We start from the raw sequence: 25,379 nt of genomic DNA, 5'->3' as shown, positions 1-25,379 counted from the left end.
TACCGGCGTGCACTATTCCCGCAGTTCAGTCCCAGAGCGGGAGCGCCGGCACGAACGAACGCGCTCCGGCCCCGGCATCCGCTGCAAGCTCAGCGATCGTCGCCGGCTGCCACTTCGGATCGCGGTCCTTGTCGACCAGTTGCGCGCGGATCCCCTCGACGAGGTCCGGATGCTGCTGCACGAACCACATCACCCGGCGGTACTCTCCCTCGAGCGCGTCGCGCAGCGTCGGCAGCTCCCGCGCCTCGCGCACCGCGTCGAGCGTGACGGCGAGTCCGGTGGGCGAGAGCTCGCCGAGCAGGTCGACGGCTGCGGATGCCTCCTCCGCGGTCGATTCCCGCAGTCGCTCCACGATCTCGGCAGGCGACCCCGCAGCGAAGGCCTCATCGATCCACTCGGCGCGGGCCTGCGCCAGCGGCGACGCATCCGGGGTCTCATCGAAAAGCAGCACGATCTCGGCGGGCCCAGCCGGATCGGCACGGAAGGCCAGCGCCTCGCGCAGCGCCTCCAGGTTCTCGGAGGGCACGTAGTAATCGGCGAAGCCCATGTAGAGAGCGTCCGAGGCGGTCATGGTGCGGCCGGTCATCGCGAAGTACTCGCCCAATCGCCCCGGGGCCTGGGCGAGCAGACGAGTGCCGCCCACATCCGGGGTGAAGCCGATGCGCGTCTCGGGCATCGCGAGCTTCGAGCGTTCCGTCACGATGCGGATCGTCGCGTGCCCGGCGACGCCGATGCCGCCGCCCATCGTGATGCCGTCGGCGATGGTGACGATCGGCTTCGGATACTCGGCGATCGCCGCGTTGAGCGCGTACTCCTCACGGAAGAACTGCGCGGCATCCTCTGCCTGCCCGGCACGCACGTAGTCGTAGAGGGCGCGCACGTCGCCCCCGGCGCAGAGCCCGCGCTCCCCGGCGCCGTCGATGTACACCAGCTGCACGTCGGTGTCGTCGCGCCACGCGTCCAGTGCGTCGCGCAGCGCGCGGATCATCCCGATGTCCAGGGCGTTGAGCGCCTCCGGTCGGTTCAGCGTGATGCGCCCCAGCGAGCCCTCAGCACGGGTGAGCACACGGGGAGCGGAAACGGGCGAGCGGTCACGGGCGTCAGCAGCAGCGGTCACGACAGTCACGTTACCCCGGGGTGCTGCGGCGCCCGCCGCATCCGATTCCTGCATCGTGTCTGAGAACCGCCCTCTCTGACGTCATTGAGCGGTGCAATCAGGCGAAATGCACAGGGAGAAACCACGTTTTCCACCGGGTTCCGACAAGATAGGGTGACACACCCGCGAGTGGAAAGGCCCCGAATGCCCGATGGACAGGTGCTCGAGTTCTCTCGGGTGACGAAGAGCTTCGGCACGATTGCTGCCGTCTCGGACCTTTCAGCCCGCATTGAGCCGGGTGCAGTGACCGGATTCCTCGGCCCGAATGGCGCCGGCAAGACCACTTCGCTGCGCATTCTTCTCGGTCAGATCCGACCGACCTCCGGCACCGCGACGATCGGCGGCGTCCCCTACTCCGAGCTGCGCCATCCGCTGCGCACGATCGGTGCTGTCCTCGAAGACGTCGCCTACCGTCCGCGCCGCACGGCCGTGCGTCAACTCACCATGGCCGCGAAAGCCAACGGCATCGCGCTGTCCCGTGTCGATGACGTCATCCGCCTGGTGGGTCTCGGCGACGACGCGGAGACGCGCATCGGCACCTACTCCTTGGGCATGCGCCAGCGCCTCAGCATCGCCAGCGCCCTGCTCGGCGACCCGGGTGCGCTCGTTCTCGACGAGCCGGCCAACGGACTCGACCCGGCCGGCATCCGCTGGATGCGCATGCTCATGCGCCGTCTCGCCGATGAGGGTCGCACCGTGCTCGTCTCCTCGCATGTGCTGAGCGAGATCGAACAGGTCGCCGACAACGTTCTGGTCATCTCGAAAGGCCGCCTGGTCTACTCGGACGGCATCGAGCACCTCGTCGATCCGACGTCGGCAGCGGTCGTCGTCGATGCGGAAGACCGCACGGGGCTCGCATCCGCTCTGCATGCGGCGGGCGCCGAGGTGGAGCTTCTGCGCTCCGGTCTGACGGTGCGCGGCAGCGATGCCGCAGCCGTCGGTGCGATCGCCGCCTCCGCCGGCATCGCCCTGACCACCCTCCAGCAACGCGGTCCGACACTCGAAGACGTCTTCCTGCAGCTCGTGAACGAGGGGCGCATCGTGCGCACCCAGACGATGGCGGTACCGGTGCAGCACGCGCCGGAGCTCGACGCGCCCGTCACGGAGTCGGACGAGGCGGATGCTTCGCCGGACGCAGCCACGGATGCGGTCGACCCGACGGATGCTCCTGACGAGACGGATGCGGTCGACGACGTCGAGGCGCCTGCTGACTCCGCCGCCGAATCCGCCGCGACCGCGCACACCGCGATCGACGAGGACGCCGACCTCGCCGAGGACGACGCGATCGCCGCAGCTGAGCTCGGACTCGCCGTTCCTGCTGCCGCGGCGTCGGCGACGCTCGCAGGCGCAGGTTTCGCTGCGACCGGATTCCCGAACGCGGATGCGCCGGGGACAGACGCAGATTCGCCGGAGACAGAGGCAGATTCGATCGAGTCGATCGACGACGCCATCACCGACGCGGTGGAGGCCGCAGACAGCACGGACGCGGAGCCCGAGGCACAGCGTGCGGATGCCACCCCGACGGACGCGGATGCCGCCAACGGGCAGCATGAGGCCACCGACGCAGAGTCGGCTCCTGTCGCGCCCTCGTTCGATGACCTGATCGCCGGCGTCGCGCTCACGGCTCCGGTCACGCCGTCGGGCTTCGGCACCGAGGTGCTGCTGGATGCCTGGCACGCCAAGGAAGAGTCAGACGACGCAGATGTCATCGCTGACGAGACCCCCATCGCCGGCATCACGCTGAACCTCGAGCACATGTTCACCACGGCGGAGAACGGCGATCAGGCAGATGCCGCTCCCTCCGATGCTCAGGCGAGCGACGAGCAGGCGAGCGACGAGCAGGCGAGCGACGAGCACGCCGGCGATGAGCAGGCCGTTGAGCCCGCGACCGAAGACCAGTCCGTCGGGGACGCGGCCGCTGCGAGCGACGCCGCCGAAGACGAACCCGTTGAGGAGCAGGCCATCGAACCCGCTGCGCCGACCTCGGATGAGGCGACGGACGAGTTCCGATCAGAGGATACGACGCCGGAAGAAGCAGCGGACTCCGACGAATTCCATGTCGAGCTGCCGGTCACCGAAAAATCTGACACCGACGATGCGCCGTCGGCCGATGCCTCCGTCGAAGACGACACCCCATCCGCCGATGCGGCGCTGCACGCCAACGTCGCGCTGACGGCACCGGTAACGGTCGAGGGCTTCGACATCCCGGTCCTCGACGACGAGCCCGAGTCCTCTGGCACCGAGGACGAGGCTCCTGTCGCCACGCCGCGCGTCACCCAGGAGCCTTCGACCGAGACGGGCAGGGTCGAGGGCATCGAAGTCTTCGACACGCTCGGCGTCGACATTCTCCACCTCGATGAAGACGGCAACATCCAGACCGTGGAGCCGTCTCCGCGGGCCAGCACCGGCGAGGCCCCCGCGTCGGAGCCGTCCGGCAGCGAGGCATCCGACACGGATACCGACGACAGCAATGACGCCACCAGCGTCGACGACAGTGACGACGCCGCCGATGCCGACGCAGGAGCTGCGGAGGCGGATCCGCGCGCCGCCGCGATGAGCGCTTCACTGGCCGCCGCTGCCCGCGCCTACTTCCAGGGCGACGACAGCGACGCCCCCTCGTACACGCCCGGACCGGCGACGGCCGAGGAGGCGCAGGCTGAGAAGGATGCCGCAGGCGAGGAGATCCGCGCCGCGTGGGCCGTCGCGATCACCGGCGTGATCGACACCGTTCCGCTCGCGAAGAGCGAGGCGGAAGCGGAAGCGGATGGAGAGTCCTCCTCAGAGGACACCGACGACGACGCCGACGAGACGAACGACGCGGACAACGCCGACGAGACGACGGCGAACGACGAGCGTCGCGGCCTCTAGACCGCACCGAGACAGCGAAGCGCCTCATCGACTCCGAGTCGATGAGGCGCTTTCTGCGTCAGACGGGGCGGACGACCGGGGTCGTCTTGCGGCGCTTCGACGGAGTGGCCACGGGGATCGCCCCGGTTGCGGCGATCTCGACGACGTCGGTCGGCTCTTCTGCGACCTCGAGGCGCAGCGCCTGCGTGAGGGCGAGACCATTGCGCGTGGTGAAGATCAGACGGTCATACTCGCAGTTCTCCAGGTCGATGATGACGCTGGGGCGACGCCGACGGATGAACACGAAGTCTTCGCCGGTGGCCGACTTCCACGTGCCCGCGGCGAGGACGCCGGGGATGTGGGTACCGGGGCTTGCGACTCCGCGCAGCCAGGTCCAGGCGTCATCGGTGAGCTGAACCTTCACGATCGACTCGCGATCGATGCGCAGGTTCTCGCGGTGGAAGGCTGCCGCGCGCTCGATGGGCGAGAGCACCACTTCGAGCTGCGTCCGATCCAACAGCAGGGTCACCATGGGTCAAGTCTGCCAGTGCGACGCCCGCCGTGTGACTGTGACAACCTCACAGGACGGCAACGATCCTTGTCCTGCCTCGCGCAGCATCCGCGAAAAATCACGGCGCCGGATGCTGCGCGCTGTCGATTCCGCGTGAGATCAGACCGCCGCCGCAGCTGCCCGCGCTGCGGCGGGAAGTGCGGCTTCGATCTTCTCGAGTTCGGAATCCCCGTGCGCGGCCGTCAGGAACCACGCCTCGAAGACGCTCGGCGGCAGTGCGATGCCCTGCTCCCGCATGGAGTGGAAGAACGGCGCGTAGCGGGCGGACTCCTGCGCGAGGGCTGCCGCATAGTCGTGCGGAGCGTCCGGGGCGAAGACGACTCCGAAGAGGTTTCCGGCGTGCGGCACAGCGTGCACAACGCCGGCTTCCGTGAGCGCTCGGTCAAGCGCCGTCGAGACGCGGGCTGCAGCCGCATTCACCCGGGCGTAGACCTCCGGCGTCGCGAGCCGCAGCGTCGCGAGCCCCGCGGCGACGGACAGCGGGTTCCCCGAGAGAGTCCCCGCCTGGTACACCGGTCCGACGGGCGCGAGCATGTCCATGACCTCGGCCCGGCCACCGAGCGCTGCCAGAGGCATGCCTCCGCCGACGACCTTGCCGAAGGTGATGATGTCGGGCAGATACGATTCACCCGCCTCGACCTGCAGGCCCCAGAAGCCCGCAGAGTGCACACGGAAGCCGGTGAGCACCTCGTCGAGGATCAGCAGTGCGCCGTGCGCATGCGCGGTCTCGGCGAGCAGGGCATTGAACCCGGGACGCGGAGCGACGACACCCATGTTCGCGGCGGATGCTTCGACGATGATGGCCGCGATGCGATCGCCGTGCTCGGCGAAGACCTCGGCGAGCGCGTCAGGGTCGTTATAGGGAACCACGAGAGTCTGCGCGGCGATCGGCGCGGGAACCCCCGCAGAGCCCGGCAGCGCCAGCGTCGCGACACCGGAGCCGGCCGCGGCCAGGAGTCCATCCGAGTGCCCGTGGTAGTGACCGGCGAACTTCACCAGCAGGTCGCGACCCGTGACGCCGCGCGCCAGACGAATCGCCGTCATGGTCGCCTCGGTACCCGTCGAGACCAGACGCACGCGCTCGACCGGGCGCAGCCCGCCCGCCTGCACACGACCGGCGATGAGCTCTGCGAGCTCGACTTCGCCCTCCGTGGGAGCACCGAAGGAGAGGCCGCGCACGGCGGCCTCTTGCACGGCCGCGACGACCTCCGGGTGCGCATGCCCCAGCAGGGCAGGACCCCAGGACGCCACGAGATCGACGTAGGTCGTACCCGCCGCATCCGTCACCGTCGCCCCGGACGCCTGCGCGAGGAAGCGCGGCGTGCCACCCACCGAGCCGTAGGCGCGAACGGGCGAGTTGACCCCGCCCGGGATCACCGATCGAGCGGCGGCGAACAGATCATCGTTGCGGTCAGTCATCGCACACTCCTTGGTTCAGCGATCGCGCAGAAGGCCGGCAGCTTCGGTCGCCCAGTACGTCAGAACAGCGTCCGCACCGGCGCGGCGGATCGAAAGCAGTGACTCGAGCACGGCTCCGCGTCGGTCGATCCACCCGTTGGCCGCGGCCGCCTCGATCATCGCGTACTCTCCGGACACCTGGTACGCCCAGACCGGGATGCGCACGGCGTCGCGGACCTCACGCAGCACGTCGAGGAACGACATCGCCGGCTTCACCATCACGATGTCGGCGCCCTCGGCCTCATCGAACAGCGCCTCGCGCACGCCTTCACGGCGGTTCGCGGGGTCGAGCTGGTAGGTGCGCCGATCACCCGAGAGCTGCGAGTCGACAGCCTCACGGAAAGGCCCGTAGAACGCGCTCGCGTACTTCGCGGCGTAGGCGAGCAGCAACGTCTGAGTGTGGCCGGCGGCGTCGAGCGCGTGGCGCACGGCGGCGACCTGGCCATCCATCATCCCCGACAGCCCGAGCAGCTGCGAACCGGCCTCTGCCTGTGAAAGCGCCATCGCGACGTAGCGCTCGAGAGTCGCGTCGTTGTCGACCGTGGGGGCTCCGGATGCGTCCGGGGCGCCGAGCACGCCGCAGTGCCCGTGATCGGTGAACTCGTCAAGGCACAGGTCGGTCTGCACGACGAGTGCTGTCCCCACCTCGGACGCCACGGCGGCCGTCGCGAGGTTCAGGATGCCCTGCGGGTCGTCCGCTCCCGAGCCCCGCGCGTCACGCACCGCCGGGACGCCGAACAGCATGATGCCGCCGACGCCCGCCGCTGCGGCATCGGCACTCGCGCGCTGCAGGGAGTCGAGCGAGTGCTGGAGGACACCCGGCATCGAGCCGATCGGAGTGGGCTCGGAGATGCCCTCGCGCACGAAGAGCGGCTGCACGAGCTGACGGGGCAACAGGTCGGTCTCGCGTGCGAGGTTCCGCACGGCGGGTGACTGGCGCAGCCGACGCAGACGCGCGTCGGGGAAGGAATCGGTCACGGTGCGAATTCGTCCGAGGCGTGTGGAAGCGTGAAGGTGGAGACCGCCTCGATCAGCGCATCGACCGTCTGCCGGTCTGCGACGACTGATACCGACAGACCGGCGTTCAGGGCGTCCTGCGCGGTGCGAGGCCCGATCGCGGCGAGAAGCGTCGTGTCGGGAATCTCCGGGAACTGCTCGCGGACCTGCTCGGCAACCGAACCGCTGGTGACGAGGATCGCGTTGATCCGGCCGTTCGAGACATCCCGCAGGATGCGCTCGGTGACAGGGACGCCGACCGTTCGATAGGCGACGACGCTCTCGACGTGGTGCCCCGCGTCGATGAGCGACTGCGTCAGGACGGGCTTGGCGATCTCGCTGCGGAGGGTCAGGATCTGCCGCGGCTCCGCCTCCAGCGCGATGAGCTGCTGCGCCATACCCGCGGCGGAGTTGTCGGTCTCCGGAACGAGGTCGACCTTGTAGCCGACAGCCTGCAGCGCTGCGGCGGTCGTCTCACCGACAGCGGCGACCTTCGTGCTCGTAGGGATGACCGCGCGGTGCGCGAACAGCACGTCGACCGTCGTCGCACTCGTGACCGTCAACCAGTCGAACGCCCCCTCGGAAAGGCGAACCAGCGCCTCATCGAGAGCACCCTGGTCAGTCGTCGGCGCGAAGTTGATGAGCGGCGCGACAACCGGAACCGCGCCCTGCGCGCGCAGGCTGGCCGCAACACCATCACCCCAGGGGCCACCGCGCGGAACAAGCACGCGCCAACCGGTCAGGGGCTTCGGGTCATTCAATTCAGTCATGGAAATCAGGAACGCTCTCGTGGGAGGAGGTCAGCCGCCCCACGTTCGAGCAGCCGACGGGCAACAGCGAACCCCATCTCGCGCGCTGCGCTGATCGGGTCTGCACCATCGGCAGCGTCCGCTCCATTGCTGCTGCCGTTCTGTCGAATATACCCCCCGTTCAGGGCTTCCGTGACGTCGATGCCGATTCGCCACTCTTCGTGCGGCGCGTAGACGACCGCACGAACACGCAGATTGTCACCCTCCACGGTGGCGTGGGCAGCCATCGGCGCCTGGCATCCGGCATCCAGTCCAGCCAGCACCGCCCGCTCAGCGGTCACCGCGATCCGGGTGTCGAGATCATCGAGCGCGGTCAGAGCCTCCATGAGCTCAGCCGAAGCATCCGCCGTCGTCTCGACTGCCAGCGCACCCTGCCCGGGTGCCGTCGGCCACTCGGCCAGCCCCATGGGCTCGGCGTACAGACCGTGCAGCGGATCACCGTCGAGGCGCGAGAGCCCGGCGGCGGCGAGCACGACCGCATCGAGGTCACCCGAGCGCACCCGCTCAAGGCGCGAATCCACATTGCCGCGGATGTCGACCGCCGTGACCCGGGGTGCGCGGATCCGCGCCTGCGCGATCCGGCGCGGAGACCCGGTGCCGATGCGGCTCCCCGGAGCGAGCTCGTGAATCGGGGTGCCGTCGCGCGTGACGATGACATCGCGCGCATCCGCACGGCGCGGGGTGGCCGCGATCGTGAGGGCCGCGGGAACATCCGTCGGAAGATCCTTCAGCGAGTGCACGAGAAGATCGCATTCCCCGCGCAGGAGAGACTCGCGCAGGCTGGTGGCGAAGATGCCGACTCCGCCGATCTCCGACAGCGAGGCACGGTTCGTGTCACCCTCGGACGTGATCGGCACGAGCTCGACGGCACGGCCGGAGACCTTCTCCAGTGCGAGGGCGACATGCCCCGACTGCGCCTGCGCGAGCGCGCTGCGACGGGTTCCGAGACGGATGCGACTGGTCATGGCTACTGCAGGACCTCGGCGATCTCGTCCAGGCGCAGGCGGCGCCCGGTGTAGAACGGCACCTCTTCCTTCACGAAGTTGCGCGCATCCGTGTACCGCAGGTCGCGCATGAGATCGACCAATTCCTTCGGGTCGTCGGCCTCGAGCGGCAGCAGCCACTCATAGTCGCCGAGCGCGAAGGACGCGACCGTGTTGGCGATGACGCCCGTGAATGCGGCACCCTTGCGTCCGTGCTCCGCGAGCATCCGCCGACGATCGTCTTCCGGGATGAGATACCACTCGGGTGTACGCACGAAGGGGTACAGGCACAGCCAGCCCTTCGGCTCGATGCCGCGCAGGAAGCCGGGCACGTGCGAGCGGTTGAACTCCGCGTCGCGGTGCACGCCCAGCACGTTCCACACGGGAAGCAGCGGGCGCAGCATCTCGGTGCGACGCAGGCGGCGCAGCGCGCGTTGCAGCTCTTCCGCGGTGTCGCCGTGCAGCCAGACCATGAGATCGGCGTCGGCCTTGAGTCCGCTGACGTCGTAGAAGCCACGGACAGAAATGCCGCCAGCTTCAATGTGGGCCACGATGTCTTCGAGCTCGGTCGCGTCGGTCTCGAGGACAGGCGAGTCGGGGTTGCGGCGCCAGACAGCCCAGAGGGTGAAGCCCTCGGGAGAGGCGGACGGGTCAGCGGGCGCTTGTGCGTGCACGTCGGACATGCCCCCCAGTCTGCCCCTTCTCTCAACGAGGAGCGAACCCGGGGTGCTTTCTGCACCCGAATTGAGGAGATCCGGCGGTTGCTGCGGGGCAGCATCCACCGAAGTTCGCTCAGCGCGACAGCGCCCGCGCGACGAGCCAGACGATCCCACCGACCGTCGCCGCAACGCCCACGGCCGCAGCGATCGCGCCGGCCGGGTTCTGCTCGGCGAAAGCCCGCGCTCGCACCGCGCCACGCTTCGCCGCCTTGTCGAGGCGGCGGGGCAGGTTGCCCTTCTGCTCGATCGCAGCGAGAGCCGCTTTCAGCTCGGCGCGCGCGGATGCCACGGGATCGACGATCCCGGCGGGCACGGCCGTAGCAGGCAGGGGACGCGCAGACGGCGAACCGGGAAGGTGATCAGAGGGAGTCATCGTCTGCCTCTCGTACGAGTCGGATGTCTTCGGCGACGGCCTGCGCCGGGTTCTCACGTGCGAGCACGCGGCGGAACTTCAGCACGCCCAGCAGTGCGAACAGCGCGACGGCGAGCAGCAGCCCGGCGAAAACGACGATCGCCGAAAGCCAGACCGGCCACCAGGACGAGAGTCCGGCGACCGCGAAGGTCAGCAGCAGAGGAATGGCCCAGAACAGGAAGAACAGCGCAACGAGGAACCAGACGCTGCCGATTCCGGCATCCTTCGCCGTGCGCGAGATCCACACCTTCGCGGCGTTGATCTCGGCCTTGACGAGGTTGCTGACCAGGTCGGGGAGGTCGCCGATCAGTGACAGAAAGCTGTCTTCGGCGCGATCGCGATATGCGCGGGGCATGTCAGGAACCGCTTTGCGTGGACTTCTTCGCCGCCGGCTTCGCGGCGGGCTTGGCTGCGGGCTTGGACGCCGCCTTCGCCTTCTTCTCGACGGCTTCGATCGTGTCTTCGGCCGCGTCCTTCACGTCGTCGATCGCATCTTTCGCCGTCGCGACGGCGGCATCGACGCGCTGGCCGGGAGTGCCGTCAGCACTGGCCGCCTTGACGACCTTCACTGCGCCCTTCCACAACGCCTGCGGCACGGCTGCGGCCTGCTCCTTCGCGAAGCCCTTGACCTTCGACACCTGCGCCTGCACCGGGTCGAGGTTCCAGACCTTGAGCCACTGCGTCTTGATCTGGTCATAGCGCTCGCGTCCGGCGCGGGTGCCCAGCACATATCCGACGCCGAGTCCGACGACGAGTCCGATCTTCCCCTTCATGGGGTCTCCTCACGTTGTGGTCCGGCCTTGCGAACCTCCAGCGTAACCCCATATGCCAATTTCGGTATCTAGGCTTTCGCGGGAGGACGCGGACCTGTATCCTCGCCGCCCCAGAGCAGGCTCGCGCGCAAGCGATCCGCCTCTTTCGCAGCGTCCGGGATGACCTGGGCGAGCCCGGTTCCCGCCAACCACGCCCCCACGACGGCGAGCCCCGGCACCCCGCGGACGGCGGTGCGCGCAGCGGATCGACGCTCGGCAGAACCGATGATCGATGCGGGCTGCGACTGCGTGAACCGTGAGCGGTGCGAGGCGATCAGATCGGCCTCGCCGAGAGAGACGCCGAGGAGCGTGGATGCTTCGCGCAGCGCGAGCTGCGTCGCGTCCTCGTCGTTCATCGTCGCGGTCGCTGCGGGCTCGCCCTGTGCGCCGAACGACACACGCACCACATGGCGGCCGCCCGCGACCTCGCTCAGCCACGGCCACTTGGCGGTCGAGTGCGTGAGCGCCTTTGCGGTGAAGCTGCCCGGGACCGTCAGCACGCCGGTGCCCCGCGGGGCGCTGTCGAGAGCCGGGGACGACACGAGAAGAGTGAGGATCTCGATCTCGGGCGATGTGATCGACGGAGTCTCGGCGAGCGCCGGCGCTGCGTCCGCCAGAAGCTGGCGCGCGGCGTCTTCGGATGTGGCGACGATGACCGCGTCGGCACCGAGCTCGATCGCCTCCGATGCGACCTCCTGGTCATCCACGAGAGCGGATGCCGCCGCATCTGCGTCCTTGTTCGCCCGCACGAGCCAGCGCTGCCCGTCGCGCGTGACGGCAGCGACCTGCACACCGGTCTGGACGTCGGCGCCCAACCGCGCCAGGTCGGCGAGAAGAGCGTCGATCAGGGTGGACATCCCCCCGCGCAGACCTTCGACGGCGGAGCCCGGCGCAGCCTTGGCACGCTCGGCGCTCTCACCGCGCAGCACCTGGACGGCGCCGGCGAGTGAGCCCGTGCGGGTCAGTGCCGCGCTGAGCCCGGGAGCCGCGACCTCGACATCGATGTCGTCCGGAGACGCCGAGTACACGCCCGTGACGACGGGGGCGACCAGGCGGTCGTGCACCTTCGCGCCCATGCGCGAAGAGACCAGCCGTCCGAGGCTCTGCGTGTGGCCGATCGTGAGCGGCGGGCGGAGGCGGTCGACGTACGCCCGCCACACCCCCGACCACCCGATGATGCGGCGCACGTCATCCTGGAACGGGTTGCCCGGGATGCCGAGGATCCCCCCGATGGGAAGCGGTGCCGCGCCGACGCCGGGGATACCCGCGAGCCAGGCGCCTCCTGCGGCGGGCGTGACGATGCGATCTGCGAGTCCGAGCTCTTCCAGCACTGCGCGAACTGTTCCGCCGCGGGTCGCGTAGCTCTCGGCGCCCGCGTCGACCACGAGGCCGTCAAGCTCGGCGCGACGGATCGCCCCGCCTGCGGAGCCTTCTGCCTCAAGGACGATGACCTTCATGCCGACCTTCGCGCACTCGCGCGCCGCAATGAGTCCGCCGATGCCACCACCGATGACGATGACGTTCTTCTGTGCGGCGCGAGCGGCGAGGTCCGGGGGCTGAGCGGTCATACGCTCAATCCTTTCATTGCGCGCGTCAGACGCTGTGGACGAGCTCGACGATCCGAGTGAGCTGGTCGGGATCGGTCTCCGGCGGTACGCCGTGGCCGAGGTTGACGATGTGCGCACGCGCGCCGCGGCCCTGGGCGAGTACGTCGCGGACGTGGGCTTCGAGGACCGACCACGGCGCCGAGAGCAGCGCAGGGTTGATGTTCCCCTGCACCGTGACGTCGGGACCGAGCACCGAGATCGCCTCGGTCAAGGGCATCCGCCAGTCCACACCCACGGCGTCGGCGATTCCCCCGAGACGCATGTCGTCCAGGAAGGGTCCGGTGCCGACACCGAAGTGGATGATCGGCGCGGTCACGTCGCGCAGCGCAGCGGTCGAGTGCGGAGCGACGAACTCCAGGTAGTCGGCCCGGCTCAGCGAGCCCGCCCACGAGTCGAACAGCTGCACGGCAGAGGCGCCCGCATCGATCTGCGCCTGCAGGAACACGCGAGAGACCTGGGCGAGCCACCCGGCCAGGCGGTGCCACGACTCGGGGTCGGTGTGCATGAGCGCACGTGCGCGCATGTGCTCCTTCGACGGGCCACCCTCGACGAGGTAGGCCGCAAGCGTGAAGGGGGCGCCAGCGAAGCCGATCAGCGGCGTCTCCCCGAGTTCGGAGACGACGATGCGCACCGCCTCGGCGACAGCGGATGCGTCCAGCGACTCGGGGTCGATGGAAGTGATGCGCTCGACGTCGGCGGCGGTCCGGATCGGCTCGGCGAACACGGGGCCGCGGCCGGGCTCGATCTCGACCTCGACACCGGCCAGGCGCAGCGGCACCACGATGTCGCTGAAGAAGATGCCCGCGTCCACTCCGTGACGACGCACCGGCTGCAGCGTGATCTCGGCCGCGAGGTCCGGCGTGAGGCACGCGTCGAGCATCCGCGTTCCCACCCGCAGTTCGCGGTACTCGGGCAGCGATCGGCCTGCCTGGCGCATGAACCAGACAGGAGTGCGATCGGGGCGGTCACCGGCGAGAGCGCGCAGGAGCGGAGCATCAGAAAGGGACATGGCGGCCATCCTGACACCGGTGGTTATGAGTCTGTTGTGCACCGGGGTTCTGACTTTCGCGGTCACCTCAGCCGACCCAAAGGCAGGCAGGCGTATCCTGTTGACGTGTTGCTCTGCGTGACGGCGAGTCACAAGACCGCCTCCTTCGACCTTCTCGAACGCCTCAGCCGCACCCCCGAAGACGTCGCTCCCATCCTTGTGGAGTTGGCGCCGTGCGTGCAGGGTGCGGTCGTTCTGGCGACCTGTAATCGCTTCGAGGCGTACGTCGAGATGGACGAGCCGGTGACGGCCGCCGGCGCGATCGGGGTCGAAGCGGTCCTCGAAGCCGTCGAGTCCGCGACCGGCATCCCGATGGCCGACCTCGATGGGGCCTACAGCGTGCACTCGGGTCGCCGCGTCGCCGAGCACCTCTTCTCCGTCGCATCCGGGCTCGAGTCCGTCGTCTCCGGAGAGGGCGAGATCGCCGGCCAGGTTCGGCGTGCGCTCACCTCCGCCCGCAAGAGCGGCACGACCTCCCCCGAACTCGAGCGCCTCTTCCAGCGCGCGAGCCAGGCGCAGCGCAAGGTCAAGAACGTCACGGCGCTCGGACGGGCAGGGCGCTCGCTCGTTCGTCTCGCGTTGGAACTGGCCGACAGCCGGATCGCCGACTGGTCCGCCGAGCGCGTCCTGCTCGTGGGCACCGGCGCGTACGCTGCGGTGACCCTCGCAACCCTTCGCGAGCGCGGGGCCACGAACATCTCCGTGCACTCTCCGTCCGGCCGTGCCGTCGCGTTCGCCGAGAAGTACGGCATCACAGCGCTCGACGCCGCCGACTATGCGCGCGCCGCCGCCCAGTCGAGCCTCATCATCACCTGCACGAGCGCCACCGAGCCGGTGCTCAATGCCTCCCTGCTGCGCACAGGCGTCGGTCCCGTCGCCGTTGAGAGCATCGGATGCCCGATGGGCGCAGCCCACGGCCAGCTGGTCATCGACCTCGGGATGCCCCGCAACGTCGACCCCGACGTCGCCGGCATCGAGGGTGTCGCGCTGCTCGACCTCGAGACGATCCGACTGCACGCGCCTCTCGAAGAGCTTCAGGCGACAGATGCTGCCCGCACGATCGTGCGCGATGCCGCAGACACCTTCCACCTCGTCGGCGAGCGCCAGAGCGTCACCCCCGCGGTCGTCGCCCTGCGATCCCACATCTTCGCGCTCCTCGACGCCGAGATCGACCGCGCGCGCCGCCGCGGTGATGACGACGGACGCGTCGAACAGGCGATGCGCCACCTCGCCGGAGTCCTTCTGCACACCCCGACGGCCCGGGCGCACGAACTCGCAGCGGAGGGTCGCGGAGACGAGTTCGCGACCGCACTCTCGACACTCTTCGGACTCGGCATCGCCGACGACGTCGACACCGCAGACGCATCAGACATCGCCTGAGCCTCTGACACCGACTCAGCCCGATGTCGGCGCGCAGCGCCAACGGGCGCCGACATCGGTTCGCGGTCCGCGCTGATCAGCTCTCGGTCGTGGCGGATACCCGGCCGTTCGCTGCCACGTGCGCGTCGGATCTCTCCTGGCGGTTCTTCACGAAGATGATGGCCAGCAGTCCCAGGGCGATGTAGACGAAGTTGAAGATTCCGGCGAAGCCGATGAGTCCATCGGAGCCGGCGGTCGTGGCGGAGTGGGCATCGATCCCGCCGGTGGCGAGGATCGTGGTGGGATCGGTGGCCGCGTGGAGCAGGATCACCCAGACGATGCTGCCGGTGACTCGCAGCGAGAGGTACATCATCGCCCCGAATCCGAACGTGTAGATCACGATCAGGAGGACCGCCAGGGGTGCTTGCCCTGAGACGATGTTGCCGGAGTGCAGGGCGGCGAAGTAGACCGACGACAGGACGAACACCGCTTTCTCTCCTGACCCGCCCTTGCGCAGCAGGTTGACGACGAATCCACGGGTCAGCACCTCTTCCGCGAAACCGACGCAGAGGCCGAGGAACAACAGCGACACCACGGTCGCAACCGAGTATGCAGACCAGTTCGTCGCCATCAACCGCAGAATGATCGGGATGATCACAAGGGCGACGGCGATCCACATCCACGGTCTTCCTCGGAGCGGCTGACGCGCGAACAGCTCGCGCGACCAACCGAGGGACAACGCGAGCAACATCAAGAGTCCCCCCATGATGAGTATGGGAAGCGCAACGCCGAGGAGGATGCTGAGCGGGCTCGAGAGGACGTTGTCAACGTCGATGAAAGGGCTGAAGAGTGTCGAGGTGCCCAGACTCACAAGTTGATACACACCCCAGTAGACGACGACCAGCGCCAGCGCCTTCCACCAGTTCCCCGTGTTCCAGAACCGCACCCATGTACTCCCGCGGTCGGCGTCAATCATGTCGGCTCCTCGTTCGATGGATTCGTGGGAACAAACATATCGACGTACTGCTCACGGTTGCGCACCGACTGCACGCCGCGCGACGCGTCACGGTGCCACACTGGATGCATGGCCCTTCACATCACCGGAGACACCGCGGCTGACAGCCTGCTGACCGAGAACCCGCTCGCACTGCTCGTCGGCATGCTCCTCGATCAGCAGGTTCCGATGGAGACGGCGTTCGCGGGTCCGCTCAAGATCGAGCAGCGCACCGGAGCGACGGATGCCTCCGCCATCGCGCAGATGGATCCGGAGACGTTCCTGGAGGCGTTCAAAGAGACGCCCGCCGTGCACCGCTTCCCCGGCTCCATGGCCACCCGCGTGCAGACGCTCTGTCAGACACTCGTCGACGACTGGGGCGGGGACGCCGCAGCACTCTGGACGCAGGGCGACCCGACGGGCGCCGAGGTGCTGAAGCGACTGAAGAAGCTCCCCGGCTTCGGCGAGCAGAAAGCGAAGATCTTCCTCGCCCTGCTGGGCAAGCAGTACGGGTTCACGGGCGAGGGATGGCGCGAGGCATCCGCCCCCTACGGCGAGGACGGATCACTGCGCAGCGTCGCCGACATCGTCTCACCAGAGTCGCTCGCCCAGGTGCGTGCACACAAGAAGGCGATGAAGGCCGCGGCGAAGGCCGCGAACTAGGTCATGGCCGTCTCGCTGCGCATCGAGCTGTTTCCGGCGGAGCTGAAACGCGCCGTCGCCTTCTACACGGAGGGACTCGGCTTCACCGTGGAGAAAGACGACCGCGCAACCGGAACGCCGTACGTGGCCGTGCGCCGCGACGGCGTGCGGATCGGCCTGCTCGGATCGCCCGGAACCGTCGGTGATCGCCGCCCGCCCTTCGGCGTCGAGATCGTGCTGGAGGTGGATGACATCGTCGCCGAACGCGAACGCATCGTGGCCGCGGGCATCCCGCTCCTCGACGATCTGCAGCGCCGCGTCTGGGGACTCATCGACTTCCGCCTTCTCGATCCTGACGGCTACTTCCTTCGCTTCACCGAACGTGCCAACGCGCACGCCTAGACAGGGGACCTCATGCAACCCACCGGCACCGATGTGGCGGGACTCATCGCCCGCTCCTCCCCCGCGACGCGCCGTCGAGACGCCGAGACGCTGACCGCACTCATGCAGGAGATCTCCGGGCGCGAGCCGGTCACCTGGGGAACGATCATCGGCTTCGGCTCCTGCCACTACGTCTATCCGACGGGCACCGAGGGCGACATGCCCCTGCTGGCATTCGCACCCCGCAAGACGGCCACGACGATCTACCTCGAATCGACCGACGAGTACGCCGCCGAGCTCGCCGACCTCGGACCTCACACCACCGGCGTCGGATGTCTCTACATCAAAGACCTGGAACAGGTCGACCTCGACGTGCTGCGGGGCATCCTGGAACGCTCGCTCGCGTGGAGCGAAGCGGGCGGCTCCGAGCAGGCGCGCCTGACGGTCACCGGCTGACCGAAGACCTCAGCGCCCGTAGCGAGCGAGGATCTCGTCGGTCAGACCCGGCCAGATTCGCTTGTGGTCATCACCGAACGGCACGCCCGAGAGGAATGCCGCCGCGACATCGTGCGAGCGATCGATGAACAGGAAGCTTCCCTGCCCCCCGAAGTGGCCGGCTGTCTCGGCAGGCAGGGTGTCTCCGGTCCAGTGCGGAGTCTTCGCACCCTTCAGCTCGAAGCCGAGACCCCACTGGTTGTCGGCGAAGGTTCCGTAGCCGGGCACGAGCCCGCGAAGCCCCTCGTGTGAGACGGTCAGAGCGTAGTCGCGCAGCTCGGAGGTGATCAGCGTCGGACGAAGGACCTCCCGGGCGAAGGCGAGCAGGTCAGCGATCGATGCCTGCGCGCCCGCCGACGGACGACCCGTGACGTCGGTGCTCGTCATACCCAGCGGGCCGACGACCTGCTGCGTCATCCACTGCGCGAAGTCCATCCCGACGGCGCCCGCGACGTGTGTCGCCAGCGCATCGAAACCGGCATTCGAATACGTGCGGCGCGCCCCCGGTGCGTGCTGCGGCTCCTCACCCTCGAAGGGAAGCCCGCTCGTGTGATCGAGGAGGTTCTGCAGGGTCGATCCCTCCGGCCCCGCGGCGTCGTCGAGATCGACAAGTCCCTGCTCGATCGCGACGAAAACACCCCACGCGGTCAGGGGCTTCGTCACCGATGCGAGCGCGAGCACCTCCTGCGGACCGCCCTGCAGCGCGAGCGTCTCGGCGCTGTTCGTCACCCCGACGAGAGCGGTGTGCGGGAAGTCGGCGGTCGCAGCGAAGGTCGTCATGTCCACCCAGCCATCGTCCCACGGCTGCATCCGCAACTCTCTCGTCGCGCAGATTCTCCTGACCCGCAGCGCTGAGGCGCCGACCTCATGACGCCGGTCAGCATTCATCAAACGACATACGCCTTTGGCAAACCATAAGCCCGACCTATACTGCGGTACATGAAGGACCTCGTCGCGATCGCGATGCTCCGCGAAGTCGCTCGAACGGGGAGCTTCTCCGGCGCAGCCCGGGCGCTGGGCTTCTCTCAGCCCGCGGTCAGTCAGCAGATGGCCAAGCTGGAGCAGCGCTATGGTGCACAACTCGTCGTCCGCCTCGGCGGACAGTTCGTCCTCACCCCGGCAGGAACCATCCTCGCCCAGCGCGGCGCGACAGCCATCGCCAGTCTCGCGGCAGCGGAAGAGGAGATCGCCGAGCTGAACGGCCTCAGCGCAGGCCGAGTGCGCCTTGCGGTATTTCCGAGCTTCGCCGCGACCCTCGCCCCGCAGGCGCTGGCCTCGATGTCCTCGACGCACCCCAACATCGACGTCTCGATGGTCGAATCCCGCCCGGATGCCGCGCTCAGCGCGCTGGAGACCGGCGACCTCGACATCGCCGTGCTGTATGACTACGTCGACAACGCGGATGCCGAGATCGAAGAGATCCCGCTGCTGTTCGATCCCGTCATGGTCGTCCTGCCGCGCACCGACCCGCTGGCTCAGAAGCCGGTCGTCGCGTTGCGCGATCTCCGAGACCGGGCGTGGATCTCCGCGGCCTACCGCTCTCCGCTTCCGGATCTCTGTCGTTCCGTGGGTTTCGAACCACGGATCAGGTTCACGGTCGACAGCCACAACGCCGCTCAGGGACTCGTGGCAGCCGGTCTCGGCGTTGCGCTCATCACCCGACTCAACCTGCTTCCGATGCAGCACCCCGGTGTCGTGGTGCGCCCCTGCACCCCGACGCTCGATCGTCGCATCGCGGCGATGATCAGCCCGATCGCCCGACGTCAGCCGTCGACACGAGCGCTCATGTTCGAACTGCAGAACGCGGTCGGACGCTACAACGCCTCGCTCGAGGTCGAGCATCCCACCTTCAGCATCTGAGGCGGAGAAGAGCGAAACCAGCCTCTCCCCCGCCCCAAATGGACGGCCCTCTGCCCGCCGTCAGAACCCCGAGCCGGCGCCCTGGTAGGTCAGGGAGCGCGCGACCTCGATCACGGGCTTCTTCTCACCCGCCGTGACCTCGAAGTCGAGGTTGTTCTGCTGAGGGGGAAGCGGGCACGTCACGAAGTTCGTAAACGCACACGGCAACGCGGCCGCGTAGTTGAAGTCGATGAAATCGATACGCTCCCCGGAATCGTCCGCGAACTGCAGCTCGACCGTGCGCCCTGCACCATACGTGATGGGGCCACTGGTCCGGTCGCGCACGTGCGCGACGGGCTGCACCGTCCCAGCGTCCGTGTCCTTGCCGAGCACGACGATGCTGTACTCGCGCCCACCGTGGGTGAACTCGAGTGTGCCGATGTGCGGCGTCACCTCGCGGACGCCCGTCTCCACCGTGACGGCTTCGACATCGACGCGAGCCGTGGGGGTGAACCGTGCGGGGATCCGCCAGGCCGGCTCGTACGGGTACTCGGTGATGCCCGCTGCGGCCAGCTCGGATGCATGCTTCGGGTCGCGGACGCGAACGGCGTAGATCGCCTCACCGTCATCGGTCGAGCGCACCAGCGTCTCGACCTCGCAGTCGCCGTAGTAGACCGGCCGGCTGTCGCCATGGCCGTAGGTCATGTTGCGTCCGGGCACGATCTCGACCGGCCCCTCCGGGTAGGCGCCGTCGACAGAGAGGGACGGCCCGCTGGTCGGAGGAGTGAAGATCACCTTGCCCTCACGCACCGACCAGCTGCCGGGGAGCAGCTCGAACTCGCGATCCACGTCACCGTCGTGCAGCCAATACTGAGCGACCAGCGATGTCCAGCCGTACGGGCGGAACATGTCTGCCACGTGCGCATACCGCCATTCGCGCCATTGCCCTGCGAGATGTTCAAGAGTGGACATGATTTTCCTTTCTCAGTGTCGACACGTCGAATCGCCGCCACGCGGCGTTCGCGTCATGAGCGCTGCGGTTCGCGCGAGGCTCGGTGGATGAAGGCGCAGACCTCTTCGAAGGACCGTTCGGCCGCTCGCGCGTTTCCGAGCACCGTGCCGCCGTTCGAGTACCGCGCCCCGGAGACCGGATGCAGCACGTCGATGTTCGTTGTGGGCATGAACGGGAGCGGAGTGATGTGCCCGGCGGATTCGAAGTCGAGGTGAAGCCGCTCAGCCTCGTGTCCTGATCTTTCGAGAGTCCGCATCACAAGGCGGGAGGCCATGCTGGACGGCCACGCCCGATCGTCGAGGCCCGAGACGCAGGCGACGGGTCCGCGGAAGCGCTCGATCGGAATCCGGGTTGCAGCGACGAGCTCCCGGTCGTGCAGCCCGTCGATGTAGACGTCCCGATCGGGATCGTCGTGGACCAGGCCGTCCCAGGGCTGCCAGGTCACGCCGCTGTTGTCGTGCCAGAGGTGTTCCAGCGGCTCCCCCTGCCACGTCCAGGTCGGACCGTCCCATCCCTCTTCGGGATCGGCCGCACCCTGCGCGCCGAACACGAAGGCCGCCGGTACGAACGCGACGATCCCCGCGATGCGCTCCGGGAACCGCGCCGCCAGCAGCAGGGTGAGCTCACCCCCACGGGACTGGCCGCTCACCAGGGGCTTGCCGCCGAGGGGCGCCAGCTCTCTGGTGACGTAGTCGATGGCCGTCTCGAAGTACTCCAGCGGCGTGCGCGAGATGTACCGGGACCGCCCGGGCACCCGGAAGTACCCCAGTGCGAGGGCCTGGATGCCGCGCGACGCGTACTGCGCCGCGCGCACCTCATTGAGGCCGCCACCCGAGCCGTTCATGACGATGATCGTCGGGAAGGGACCCTCTCCATCGGGCACGAACAGCGTGCCGACGAGGCCCTCTTCGCGCACCTCGACGCGGCGAATGCCCTCGCCGACGAAGCGCTGGATGAGCTGCGCGCTGCCGCGCTCCTCACCCGCTCCGCTCGCACCGGCTCCCGTGCCGACCTCGCTCCACGCCTCGATCGTCGTTACGAGCGGCGTCTCGACGGATTCCGGATCGAGTCCGCCGGGGCGCGCGTCGACCGCGGTCTGCGACCAGAGCAGCCCCATGGCGTCGGCGACGCGGAAGCGACCGGAGATCGGCGCATCCGCATCGAGATCGACCCGGCCGGCAGAGTCGGCGAGAAAGCTCACCCGGCTCGTCCACTCGACGCCGTTGCGCACGGTCGTCGCCTTCACGGTGACGACGGCATCGGGCGTCGCGCCCTCAATGGTGATCGTGCGACGTCGCCACAGCTCTGCGTCTGCGGGCACGACTCGCACGCCCAGAGTCCGCTCGGCGGTCATGGCTCGCTCCGATCCGCGTTGGCGCCATCATCCGCGTAGCCACGGAGCGTCTGCACCAGGGCCTCGTCGATCTCGACCGCTGTCGCCGTGGGCCCCGCATCGAAGCGGCGGGGGACGTGTCCTCCGGCTGCTGCCCAGCCGGCGGCGAGATCCGCGACGCTGTCCGGGAAGGACGCGGCACCGAAGCTGTGCGGATCGATGGCGATCAGCAGCGCGCTGCGAGTGCTCGAGGTCGGCTCCGGCCGCTGGGCCGTCGTACTGCGGGTGAGCAGCTCCACCGCGAGCCCGGTCAGAGACGCGATACGACTGTCGGGGGCGATGGTCGCAACCTCCGTCGCATCCGTCGTCCGTGCGCCTTCGGCGGTGAAGCCTCCGGGCGCATCCAGCTGCTCCCCTGCGGATGCCGCAGCTTTCAGCGCTGCCATCGAGATCGACGAGGTCGCATAGTCGAGGACAAGCGGAGCGCGGTCGCGACGCGGCGCGGCCAATGCCAGCGGGTTCGTGCCGATCGCAGACTGATGCCCGCCCCACGGTGCGACCATGGCGGGGGCGCGGGCGCAGAGCAGCGCGAGGAGCCCCTGCTCCGCGACGTCCCGGGCCGCGAGACCGAGGATGCCCAGGGCCCCCACGTTCTCGACGCTGACCGCGCGGATCGCCCGTGATGCCGAACCTGCACTCGGCGCAAGCAGGCGCCGCACGGCAACCGCCAGCGCGACCGGCCCGGGAATCCGGGCGGCGTCGACCGTCACCGTCGCGTCGGCGGAGCCGTCTCCGTCATGGACGGCCTGTTCTCCCTCGGGGGAGGCGCCCAGACGATCGATCTCGCGGATGAGCATGCTCAGACCGAAGGAGCCGAGTCCCAGCTGCTCCGCGGAGACCAGCCATCGCGACGCCCGGGTGACGTCTTCTGCCGTGACATCCGCGACGTCCCATGCCACGCCGGCGCGGTTGCGCTGCACCCGCAGGACGCGCTCGACTACGGCGAGCAGTTCCGCCTGCTCCATTCGCACGTTCATCTCCGCCTCAGTACTTGACCCACGGCACGAGGCGGCGTTCGATCACGCCTTCGAGCATCGTGATTCCGTATCCGAGCGCCGAGATCGTCACGATGCCGACGTACATCTTCGCGACGGCGAACGCCGACCACGCACTCCAGATCAGATACCCCAGACCGCTGCTCGAGCCGACGAACTCGGCCGCCGCGATGATGACGAACGCGCCACCGGTCGCAAGACGTATTCCGGTGAAGATCGAGGGAAGCGCGTAGGGCAGCGAGACGGTGAGTCGCATCTGGAGCTTTGACGCTCCGGACGCCCGCGCGACATCGTTGAAGAGCGGCGGTGTCTGCATCACACCCGAGAGCGTGTTGAAGAAGAGATAGAAGAACACGCCGATCGCCACGATGAGGTACTTGCTCGTCTCGCCGAGTCCGAAGATCAGCAACAGCAGCGGGAAGATCGCGATCTTGGGGATCGGGAGCAGCGAGGCGAAGATCGGCTCGAGGAGCTGGCGAAGCGGGCGCACGGATCCGAGCAGCAGCCCCAGGACGATCCCCGGCACGGCTCCCATGACGAATCCGATGCCGATACGCGAGAGGGTGATCCCGATGTCCTCGATGAGGGATCCGTTCACCAGCATCTGCCAGAACGTGTCGAGGATCGCGGTCGGCGCGGGGAAGAACCGCGCGTCGATGACCCCGAGCCGGCTGCAGAGCTCCCACGCCACGATGATCAGCAGCGGCATGAACGGGCCGATGCGGCGGATGACGGTCGAGCCCTGTGCCGACTTCACCGCTGACGTGAGCCGGGACTCGATCTCTGGTGAGAGAGCAGGTGCGGTCTCCGTCCGCTCCGCGACGTTCGTCATGATGCCACCTCGATCGTGTCGGTGTTCTTGCCCAGCACCGACCACAGGTGGTCAGTGATCTCGGAGTAGCGCGGATCGCGGCGCAGGGTGGTCAGGTCACGCGGACGATCGAAGGGAACCCGCACGTCCTCGATGATGGTTCCGGGGTTCGTCGACATGACCAGCACCCGGTCAGCGAGCAGCAGTGCCTCGTCGACACTGTGCGTGATGAACATCACCGCCTTCGACGTGCGGTCCCAGATCCGCAGGAGGTCCTGCTGCAGCAGCACCCTGGTCTGCTCGTCGAGGGCACCGAACGGCTCATCCATCAGCAGCACGTCGCCATCGTCGGCGAGCGCTCGTGCCACAGAGGTGCGCTGCCGCATGCCGCCCGAGATCTGCCCGGGGTAGTACTTCGCGAAGTCGACGAGACCCACGAGCTCGAGCAGCTCGTCCACTCGCTCCTTGCGTTTCGCGCGGGAGACGCCGCGGAGCTTGAGCGGGTATGCGATGTTCTCTGCGACGGTCAGCCAGGGGAAGATGCCGTGCTCTTGGAACACGACCGATGGCCGGCTCGCGGTCGAAACGGTACCGAGACTCTGCTTCTCGAGCCCGGCGACGATTCGCAGGATCGTGCTCTTACCGCATCCGGATGGACCGAGGATGCAGACGAACTCGTGCTCAGCGATCTCCAGCGACACGTCCTCGAGCACAACGCGGAGCCCGTTGGCAGAATCCTTGTTCGGATACGCCATCCACAGGTTGCTCAGCGAAACCGCGCTCATGACGGATCAGCCCTTCGCCATCTGGTTGGCCTTCTCGACGGCCTGCGTGCGGATGTCATCGCGGTAGGCCTTCTCGATGCCGGATTCGCCGGAGAACTCGAGAACTCCGAGTTCGCGCATGTACGCCTCCTGCTCGGCGACACTCTTCCAGTCGATCTTGCCGTCGAGATCGACGTCGGTCAGGGCGATGGACTCCAGTGCCTCGACGGAGAGCTCGGTGTACTCTGCGACGATCTTCTTGATCTCCGGGTCCTGCCAGCCGCCGTCCTTCAGCTCACGCGCGGCCTTGAGGTAGGCGGCGAGGAATGCGACGACCGCTTCCTCGTTCTCATCGGCGAACTTCGCGTTGAAGAGCATCATGCCGAGCTCAGTGCCGGCGTGATAGCTCGTGTCGGTGATCTCGTGGGCGATCCCCTGCTGCTTCAGGGCCGAGGAGATGGGCTCGATGGTCCAGCTCGCGTCGATCGAACCGTTGGCCATCGCGGGGATGATGTCGCCGGGGCTCAGGTTCATCAGCTCGACGTCGTCGAGGGTGAGGCCAACCGAGTCGAGTGCCTTGTAGATCGAGTAGATCCCGAAGCCAGTCTGCCCCGGAGTACCGATCTTCTTGCCCTTGAGATCTTTGAGGTCCTCAATATCCGAGGCCTCGGAGGCCATGAGCGGAGCGGGGTTCGGTCCGGAGTCGGGGACGCGGGAGACGCCGGCGATGACAGCGAGGGATGATCCGGCCGCCGTGGCGTTGAAGAGTCCCGCACCCCAGGACGCGCCGCCGCCGTTGACGTTGCCCGTGCTGACGTGCTGGAACGTCTCGCCGGAGCTGCCGCCCTTGGGGATCAGCTCGACGTCGAGGCCCGCCTCGTCGAAGTAGCCCTTCTCCTCTGCCACGAAGAACCCGGCGTAGTCGGCATACGGGGAGTACATGAACGTGATTTTGGTGGCGCCGTCGTCGCCGCTGCCTGCGCCCGCGGCCGCCGGGCCGGCGGGCGCGCAGGCACCGAGCGCGAGAGTGGCGGCAGCAAGAGCCGCGATGGCGACGACACGTCTACGTACGGTCATTTATCTCTCCTTCGAGCACGAGGTGTGAGTCACAGCCTGTCAGGCGAATTCGCATAAGTACAACGATGAGTTCCTTCTAGGACATATAAGGAAAAATTGCTGACTTCTGAGTCGTCCGGAGGGGCACGTTGTCGGCGTTCATAAGCTTTCGTTATTTTGCCTCAATCAAACTCGTCATTGTCATTATGGTCACTCCAGT

26 protein-coding genes are annotated in these 25,379 nt (G+C 68.0%); 6 read left to right on the top strand and 20 right to left on the bottom strand.

Features of this window, described 5'->3' with window-relative positions; translation table 11 throughout:
• Positions 1-25: 25 nt before the first annotated feature.
• Positions 26-1,117, bottom strand: coding sequence for an enoyl-CoA hydratase/isomerase family protein (locus AC1REM_RS05110; protein WP_492513646.1), 1,092 nt, complete (start codon positions 1,115-1,117; stop codon positions 26-28).
• A gap of 183 nt (positions 1,118-1,300) precedes the next feature.
• Between AC1REM_RS05110 and AC1REM_RS05105 the strand changes: the two genes are divergently transcribed.
• The gene (locus tag AC1REM_RS05105) at positions 1,301-4,024 is read left to right on the top strand and encodes an ATP-binding cassette domain-containing protein (RefSeq protein WP_492513645.1); all 2,724 of its coding nucleotides are present in this window, start codon (positions 1,301-1,303) and stop codon (positions 4,022-4,024) included.
• 58 nt (positions 4,025-4,082) lie between these two features.
• Here AC1REM_RS05105 and AC1REM_RS05100 read toward each other — a convergent pair whose 3' ends face one another.
• From AC1REM_RS05100 to hemE, 11 genes are all read right to left on the bottom strand, one after another.
• Positions 4,083-4,535 (bottom strand): hypothetical protein, encoded by a 453-nt coding sequence (locus AC1REM_RS05100; protein WP_492513644.1) that lies wholly within the window; start codon positions 4,533-4,535, stop codon positions 4,083-4,085.
• A gap of 138 nt (positions 4,536-4,673) precedes the next feature.
• Positions 4,674-5,993: a glutamate-1-semialdehyde 2,1-aminomutase gene (gene hemL / locus AC1REM_RS05095; protein ID WP_492513643.1), complete on the bottom strand. Its 1,320-nt coding sequence runs from the start codon at positions 5,991-5,993 to the stop codon at positions 4,674-4,676.
• A 15-nt stretch (positions 5,994-6,008) separates the two neighbouring features.
• A complete protein-coding gene (hemB, locus tag AC1REM_RS05090; RefSeq protein WP_492513642.1) occupies positions 6,009-7,010 on the bottom strand; it encodes a porphobilinogen synthase in 1,002 nt (333 codons plus the stop codon).
• The gene (locus AC1REM_RS05085; RefSeq protein ID WP_492513641.1) at positions 7,007-7,798 is read right to left on the bottom strand and encodes a uroporphyrinogen-III synthase; all 792 of its coding nucleotides are present in this window, start codon (positions 7,796-7,798) and stop codon (positions 7,007-7,009) included. Before AC1REM_RS05085 ends, hemB begins: the two co-directional genes overlap by 4 nt.
• 5 nt (positions 7,799-7,803) lie before the next feature.
• Positions 7,804-8,802 carry a hydroxymethylbilane synthase gene (gene hemC, locus AC1REM_RS05080; protein WP_492513640.1) on the bottom strand — a complete coding sequence of 333 codons (999 nt, stop codon included), beginning with the start codon at positions 8,800-8,802 and terminating at the stop codon, positions 7,804-7,806.
• A 2-nt stretch (positions 8,803-8,804) separates the two neighbouring features.
• A complete protein-coding gene (gene hemQ, locus AC1REM_RS05075; RefSeq protein ID WP_492513639.1) occupies positions 8,805-9,503 on the bottom strand; it encodes a hydrogen peroxide-dependent heme synthase in 699 nt (232 codons plus the stop codon).
• A gap of 109 nt (positions 9,504-9,612) precedes the next feature.
• Positions 9,613-9,912 carry a hypothetical protein gene (locus AC1REM_RS05070; RefSeq protein WP_492513638.1) on the bottom strand — a complete coding sequence of 100 codons (300 nt, stop codon included), beginning with the start codon at positions 9,910-9,912 and terminating at the stop codon, positions 9,613-9,615.
• Positions 9,899-10,306 (bottom strand): phage holin family protein, encoded by a 408-nt coding sequence (locus AC1REM_RS05065; protein ID WP_492513637.1) that lies wholly within the window; start codon positions 10,304-10,306, stop codon positions 9,899-9,901. The genes AC1REM_RS05070 and AC1REM_RS05065 overlap by 14 nt, the downstream gene beginning before the upstream one ends.
• Position 10,307: 1 nt before the next feature.
• Positions 10,308-10,724 (bottom strand): hypothetical protein, encoded by a 417-nt coding sequence (locus tag AC1REM_RS05060; RefSeq protein WP_492513636.1) that lies wholly within the window; start codon positions 10,722-10,724, stop codon positions 10,308-10,310.
• 68 nt (positions 10,725-10,792) lie between these two features.
• The gene (locus tag AC1REM_RS05055; RefSeq protein WP_492513635.1) at positions 10,793-12,331 is read right to left on the bottom strand and encodes a protoporphyrinogen/coproporphyrinogen oxidase; all 1,539 of its coding nucleotides are present in this window, start codon (positions 12,329-12,331) and stop codon (positions 10,793-10,795) included.
• 25 nt (positions 12,332-12,356) lie between these two features.
• Complete coding sequence (hemE, locus tag AC1REM_RS05050) at positions 12,357-13,379, bottom strand: uroporphyrinogen decarboxylase (RefSeq protein WP_492513634.1); 1,023 nt, start codon at positions 13,377-13,379, stop codon at positions 12,357-12,359.
• Positions 13,380-13,484: 105 nt separating this feature from the next.
• Between hemE and AC1REM_RS05045 the strand changes: the two genes are divergently transcribed.
• Positions 13,485-14,798 (top strand): glutamyl-tRNA reductase, encoded by a 1,314-nt coding sequence (locus tag AC1REM_RS05045; protein ID WP_492513633.1) that lies wholly within the window; start codon positions 13,485-13,487, stop codon positions 14,796-14,798.
• Positions 14,799-14,874: 76 nt separating this feature from the next.
• Here AC1REM_RS05045 and AC1REM_RS05040 read toward each other — a convergent pair whose 3' ends face one another.
• On the bottom strand, positions 14,875-15,753 hold the full coding sequence (locus AC1REM_RS05040; RefSeq protein ID WP_492513632.1) for a CPBP family intramembrane glutamic endopeptidase: 879 nt from the start codon (positions 15,751-15,753) through the stop codon (positions 14,875-14,877).
• Between the two features lie 108 nt (positions 15,754-15,861).
• Between AC1REM_RS05040 and AC1REM_RS05035 the strand changes: the two genes are divergently transcribed.
• From AC1REM_RS05035 to AC1REM_RS05025, 3 genes are read left to right on the top strand one after another with little or no spacing between them, the layout of a single operon-like run.
• Positions 15,862-16,434: an HhH-GPD-type base excision DNA repair protein gene (locus AC1REM_RS05035; protein ID WP_492513631.1), complete on the top strand. Its 573-nt coding sequence runs from the start codon at positions 15,862-15,864 to the stop codon at positions 16,432-16,434.
• A gap of 3 nt (positions 16,435-16,437) precedes the next feature.
• Positions 16,438-16,815, top strand: a complete 378-nt coding sequence (locus AC1REM_RS05030) for a VOC family protein (RefSeq protein ID WP_492513630.1) — start codon at positions 16,438-16,440, stop codon at positions 16,813-16,815.
• 12 nt (positions 16,816-16,827) lie between these two features.
• Complete coding sequence (locus tag AC1REM_RS05025) at positions 16,828-17,250, top strand: DUF1801 domain-containing protein (protein ID WP_492513629.1); 423 nt, start codon at positions 16,828-16,830, stop codon at positions 17,248-17,250.
• A gap of 9 nt (positions 17,251-17,259) precedes the next feature.
• Here AC1REM_RS05025 and AC1REM_RS05020 read toward each other — a convergent pair whose 3' ends face one another.
• Positions 17,260-18,069 carry a serine hydrolase domain-containing protein gene (locus AC1REM_RS05020; RefSeq protein ID WP_492513628.1) on the bottom strand — a complete coding sequence of 270 codons (810 nt, stop codon included), beginning with the start codon at positions 18,067-18,069 and terminating at the stop codon, positions 17,260-17,262.
• A gap of 159 nt (positions 18,070-18,228) precedes the next feature.
• On the opposite strand from AC1REM_RS05020, the gene AC1REM_RS05015 reads away from it, so the two are divergent.
• Positions 18,229-19,149, top strand: a complete 921-nt coding sequence (locus tag AC1REM_RS05015; RefSeq protein ID WP_492513627.1) for a LysR family transcriptional regulator — start codon at positions 18,229-18,231, stop codon at positions 19,147-19,149.
• 60 nt (positions 19,150-19,209) lie between these two features.
• On the opposite strand, the gene AC1REM_RS05010 is transcribed toward AC1REM_RS05015, so the two are convergent.
• From AC1REM_RS05010 to AC1REM_RS04985, 6 genes are read right to left on the bottom strand one after another with little or no spacing between them, the layout of a single operon-like run.
• A complete protein-coding gene (locus AC1REM_RS05010; RefSeq protein ID WP_492513626.1) occupies positions 19,210-20,100 on the bottom strand; it encodes a DUF1684 domain-containing protein in 891 nt (296 codons plus the stop codon).
• A 53-nt stretch (positions 20,101-20,153) separates the two neighbouring features.
• Positions 20,154-21,494, bottom strand: coding sequence for an acyl-CoA thioester hydrolase/BAAT C-terminal domain-containing protein (locus AC1REM_RS05005; RefSeq protein WP_492513625.1), 1,341 nt, complete (start codon positions 21,492-21,494; stop codon positions 20,154-20,156).
• Positions 21,491-22,510, bottom strand: a complete 1,020-nt coding sequence (locus tag AC1REM_RS05000) for an Ldh family oxidoreductase (protein WP_492513624.1) — start codon at positions 22,508-22,510, stop codon at positions 21,491-21,493. Before AC1REM_RS05000 ends, AC1REM_RS05005 begins: the two co-directional genes overlap by 4 nt.
• A 7-nt stretch (positions 22,511-22,517) precedes the next feature.
• The gene (locus AC1REM_RS04995) at positions 22,518-23,360 is read right to left on the bottom strand and encodes an ABC transporter permease (protein ID WP_492513623.1); all 843 of its coding nucleotides are present in this window, start codon (positions 23,358-23,360) and stop codon (positions 22,518-22,520) included.
• Positions 23,357-24,124 carry an ABC transporter ATP-binding protein gene (locus AC1REM_RS04990; RefSeq protein WP_492513622.1) on the bottom strand — a complete coding sequence of 256 codons (768 nt, stop codon included), beginning with the start codon at positions 24,122-24,124 and terminating at the stop codon, positions 23,357-23,359. The genes AC1REM_RS04995 and AC1REM_RS04990 overlap by 4 nt, the downstream gene beginning before the upstream one ends.
• A 6-nt stretch (positions 24,125-24,130) precedes the next feature.
• A complete protein-coding gene (locus AC1REM_RS04985; RefSeq protein ID WP_492513621.1) occupies positions 24,131-25,180 on the bottom strand; it encodes an ABC transporter substrate-binding protein in 1,050 nt (349 codons plus the stop codon).
• Positions 25,181-25,379: the final 199 nt, after the last annotated feature.

Source organism: Microbacterium sp. GW823-FHT02G05 (genome assembly GCF_058797175.1).
The sequence above is the reverse complement of the archived record's forward strand: the minus strand, read 5'-3'. Positions and strand labels throughout refer to the sequence as shown.

Bases quoted from the DNA above. Each gene is read 5' to 3' on its own strand.
- AC1REM_RS05105 (WP_492513645.1), top strand. From the start codon at position 1,301: ATGCCCGATGGACAGGTGCTCGAGTTCTCTCGGGTGACGAAGAGCTTC.
- AC1REM_RS05100 (WP_492513644.1), bottom strand. From the start codon at position 4,535: ATGGTGACCCTGCTGTTGGATCGGACGCAGCTCGAAGTGGTGCTCTCG.
- hemL (WP_492513643.1), bottom strand. From the start codon at position 5,993: ATGACTGACCGCAACGATGATCTGTTCGCCGCCGCTCGATCGGTGATC.
- AC1REM_RS05085 (WP_492513641.1), bottom strand. From the start codon at position 7,798: ATGACTGAATTGAATGACCCGAAGCCCCTGACCGGTTGGCGCGTGCTT.
- hemC (WP_492513640.1), bottom strand. From the start codon at position 8,802: ATGACCAGTCGCATCCGTCTCGGAACCCGTCGCAGCGCGCTCGCGCAG.
- hemQ (WP_492513639.1), bottom strand. From the start codon at position 9,503: ATGTCCGACGTGCACGCACAAGCGCCCGCTGACCCGTCCGCCTCTCCC.
- AC1REM_RS05070 (WP_492513638.1), bottom strand. From the start codon at position 9,912: ATGACTCCCTCTGATCACCTTCCCGGTTCGCCGTCTGCGCGTCCCCTG.
- AC1REM_RS05065 (WP_492513637.1), bottom strand. From the start codon at position 10,306: ATGCCCCGCGCATATCGCGATCGCGCCGAAGACAGCTTTCTGTCACTG.
- AC1REM_RS05060 (WP_492513636.1), bottom strand. From the start codon at position 10,724: ATGAAGGGGAAGATCGGACTCGTCGTCGGACTCGGCGTCGGATATGTG.
- AC1REM_RS05055 (WP_492513635.1), bottom strand. From the start codon at position 12,331: ATGACCGCTCAGCCCCCGGACCTCGCCGCTCGCGCCGCACAGAAGAAC.
- hemE (WP_492513634.1), bottom strand. From the start codon at position 13,379: ATGTCCCTTTCTGATGCTCCGCTCCTGCGCGCTCTCGCCGGTGACCGC.
- AC1REM_RS05040 (WP_492513632.1), bottom strand. From the start codon at position 15,753: ATGATTGACGCCGACCGCGGGAGTACATGGGTGCGGTTCTGGAACACG.
- AC1REM_RS05035 (WP_492513631.1), top strand. From the start codon at position 15,862: ATGGCCCTTCACATCACCGGAGACACCGCGGCTGACAGCCTGCTGACC.
- AC1REM_RS05030 (WP_492513630.1), top strand. From the start codon at position 16,438: ATGGCCGTCTCGCTGCGCATCGAGCTGTTTCCGGCGGAGCTGAAACGC.
- AC1REM_RS05025 (WP_492513629.1), top strand. From the start codon at position 16,828: ATGCAACCCACCGGCACCGATGTGGCGGGACTCATCGCCCGCTCCTCC.
- AC1REM_RS05020 (WP_492513628.1), bottom strand. From the start codon at position 18,069: ATGACGACCTTCGCTGCGACCGCCGACTTCCCGCACACCGCTCTCGTC.
- AC1REM_RS05015 (WP_492513627.1), top strand. From the start codon at position 18,229: ATGAAGGACCTCGTCGCGATCGCGATGCTCCGCGAAGTCGCTCGAACG.
- AC1REM_RS05010 (WP_492513626.1), bottom strand. From the start codon at position 20,100: ATGTCCACTCTTGAACATCTCGCAGGGCAATGGCGCGAATGGCGGTAT.
- AC1REM_RS05005 (WP_492513625.1), bottom strand. From the start codon at position 21,494: ATGACCGCCGAGCGGACTCTGGGCGTGCGAGTCGTGCCCGCAGACGCA.
- AC1REM_RS05000 (WP_492513624.1), bottom strand. From the start codon at position 22,510: ATGAACGTGCGAATGGAGCAGGCGGAACTGCTCGCCGTAGTCGAGCGC.
- AC1REM_RS04995 (WP_492513623.1), bottom strand. From the start codon at position 23,360: ATGACGAACGTCGCGGAGCGGACGGAGACCGCACCTGCTCTCTCACCA.
- AC1REM_RS04990 (WP_492513622.1), bottom strand. From the start codon at position 24,124: ATGAGCGCGGTTTCGCTGAGCAACCTGTGGATGGCGTATCCGAACAAG.
- AC1REM_RS04985 (WP_492513621.1), bottom strand. From the start codon at position 25,180: ATGACCGTACGTAGACGTGTCGTCGCCATCGCGGCTCTTGCTGCCGCC.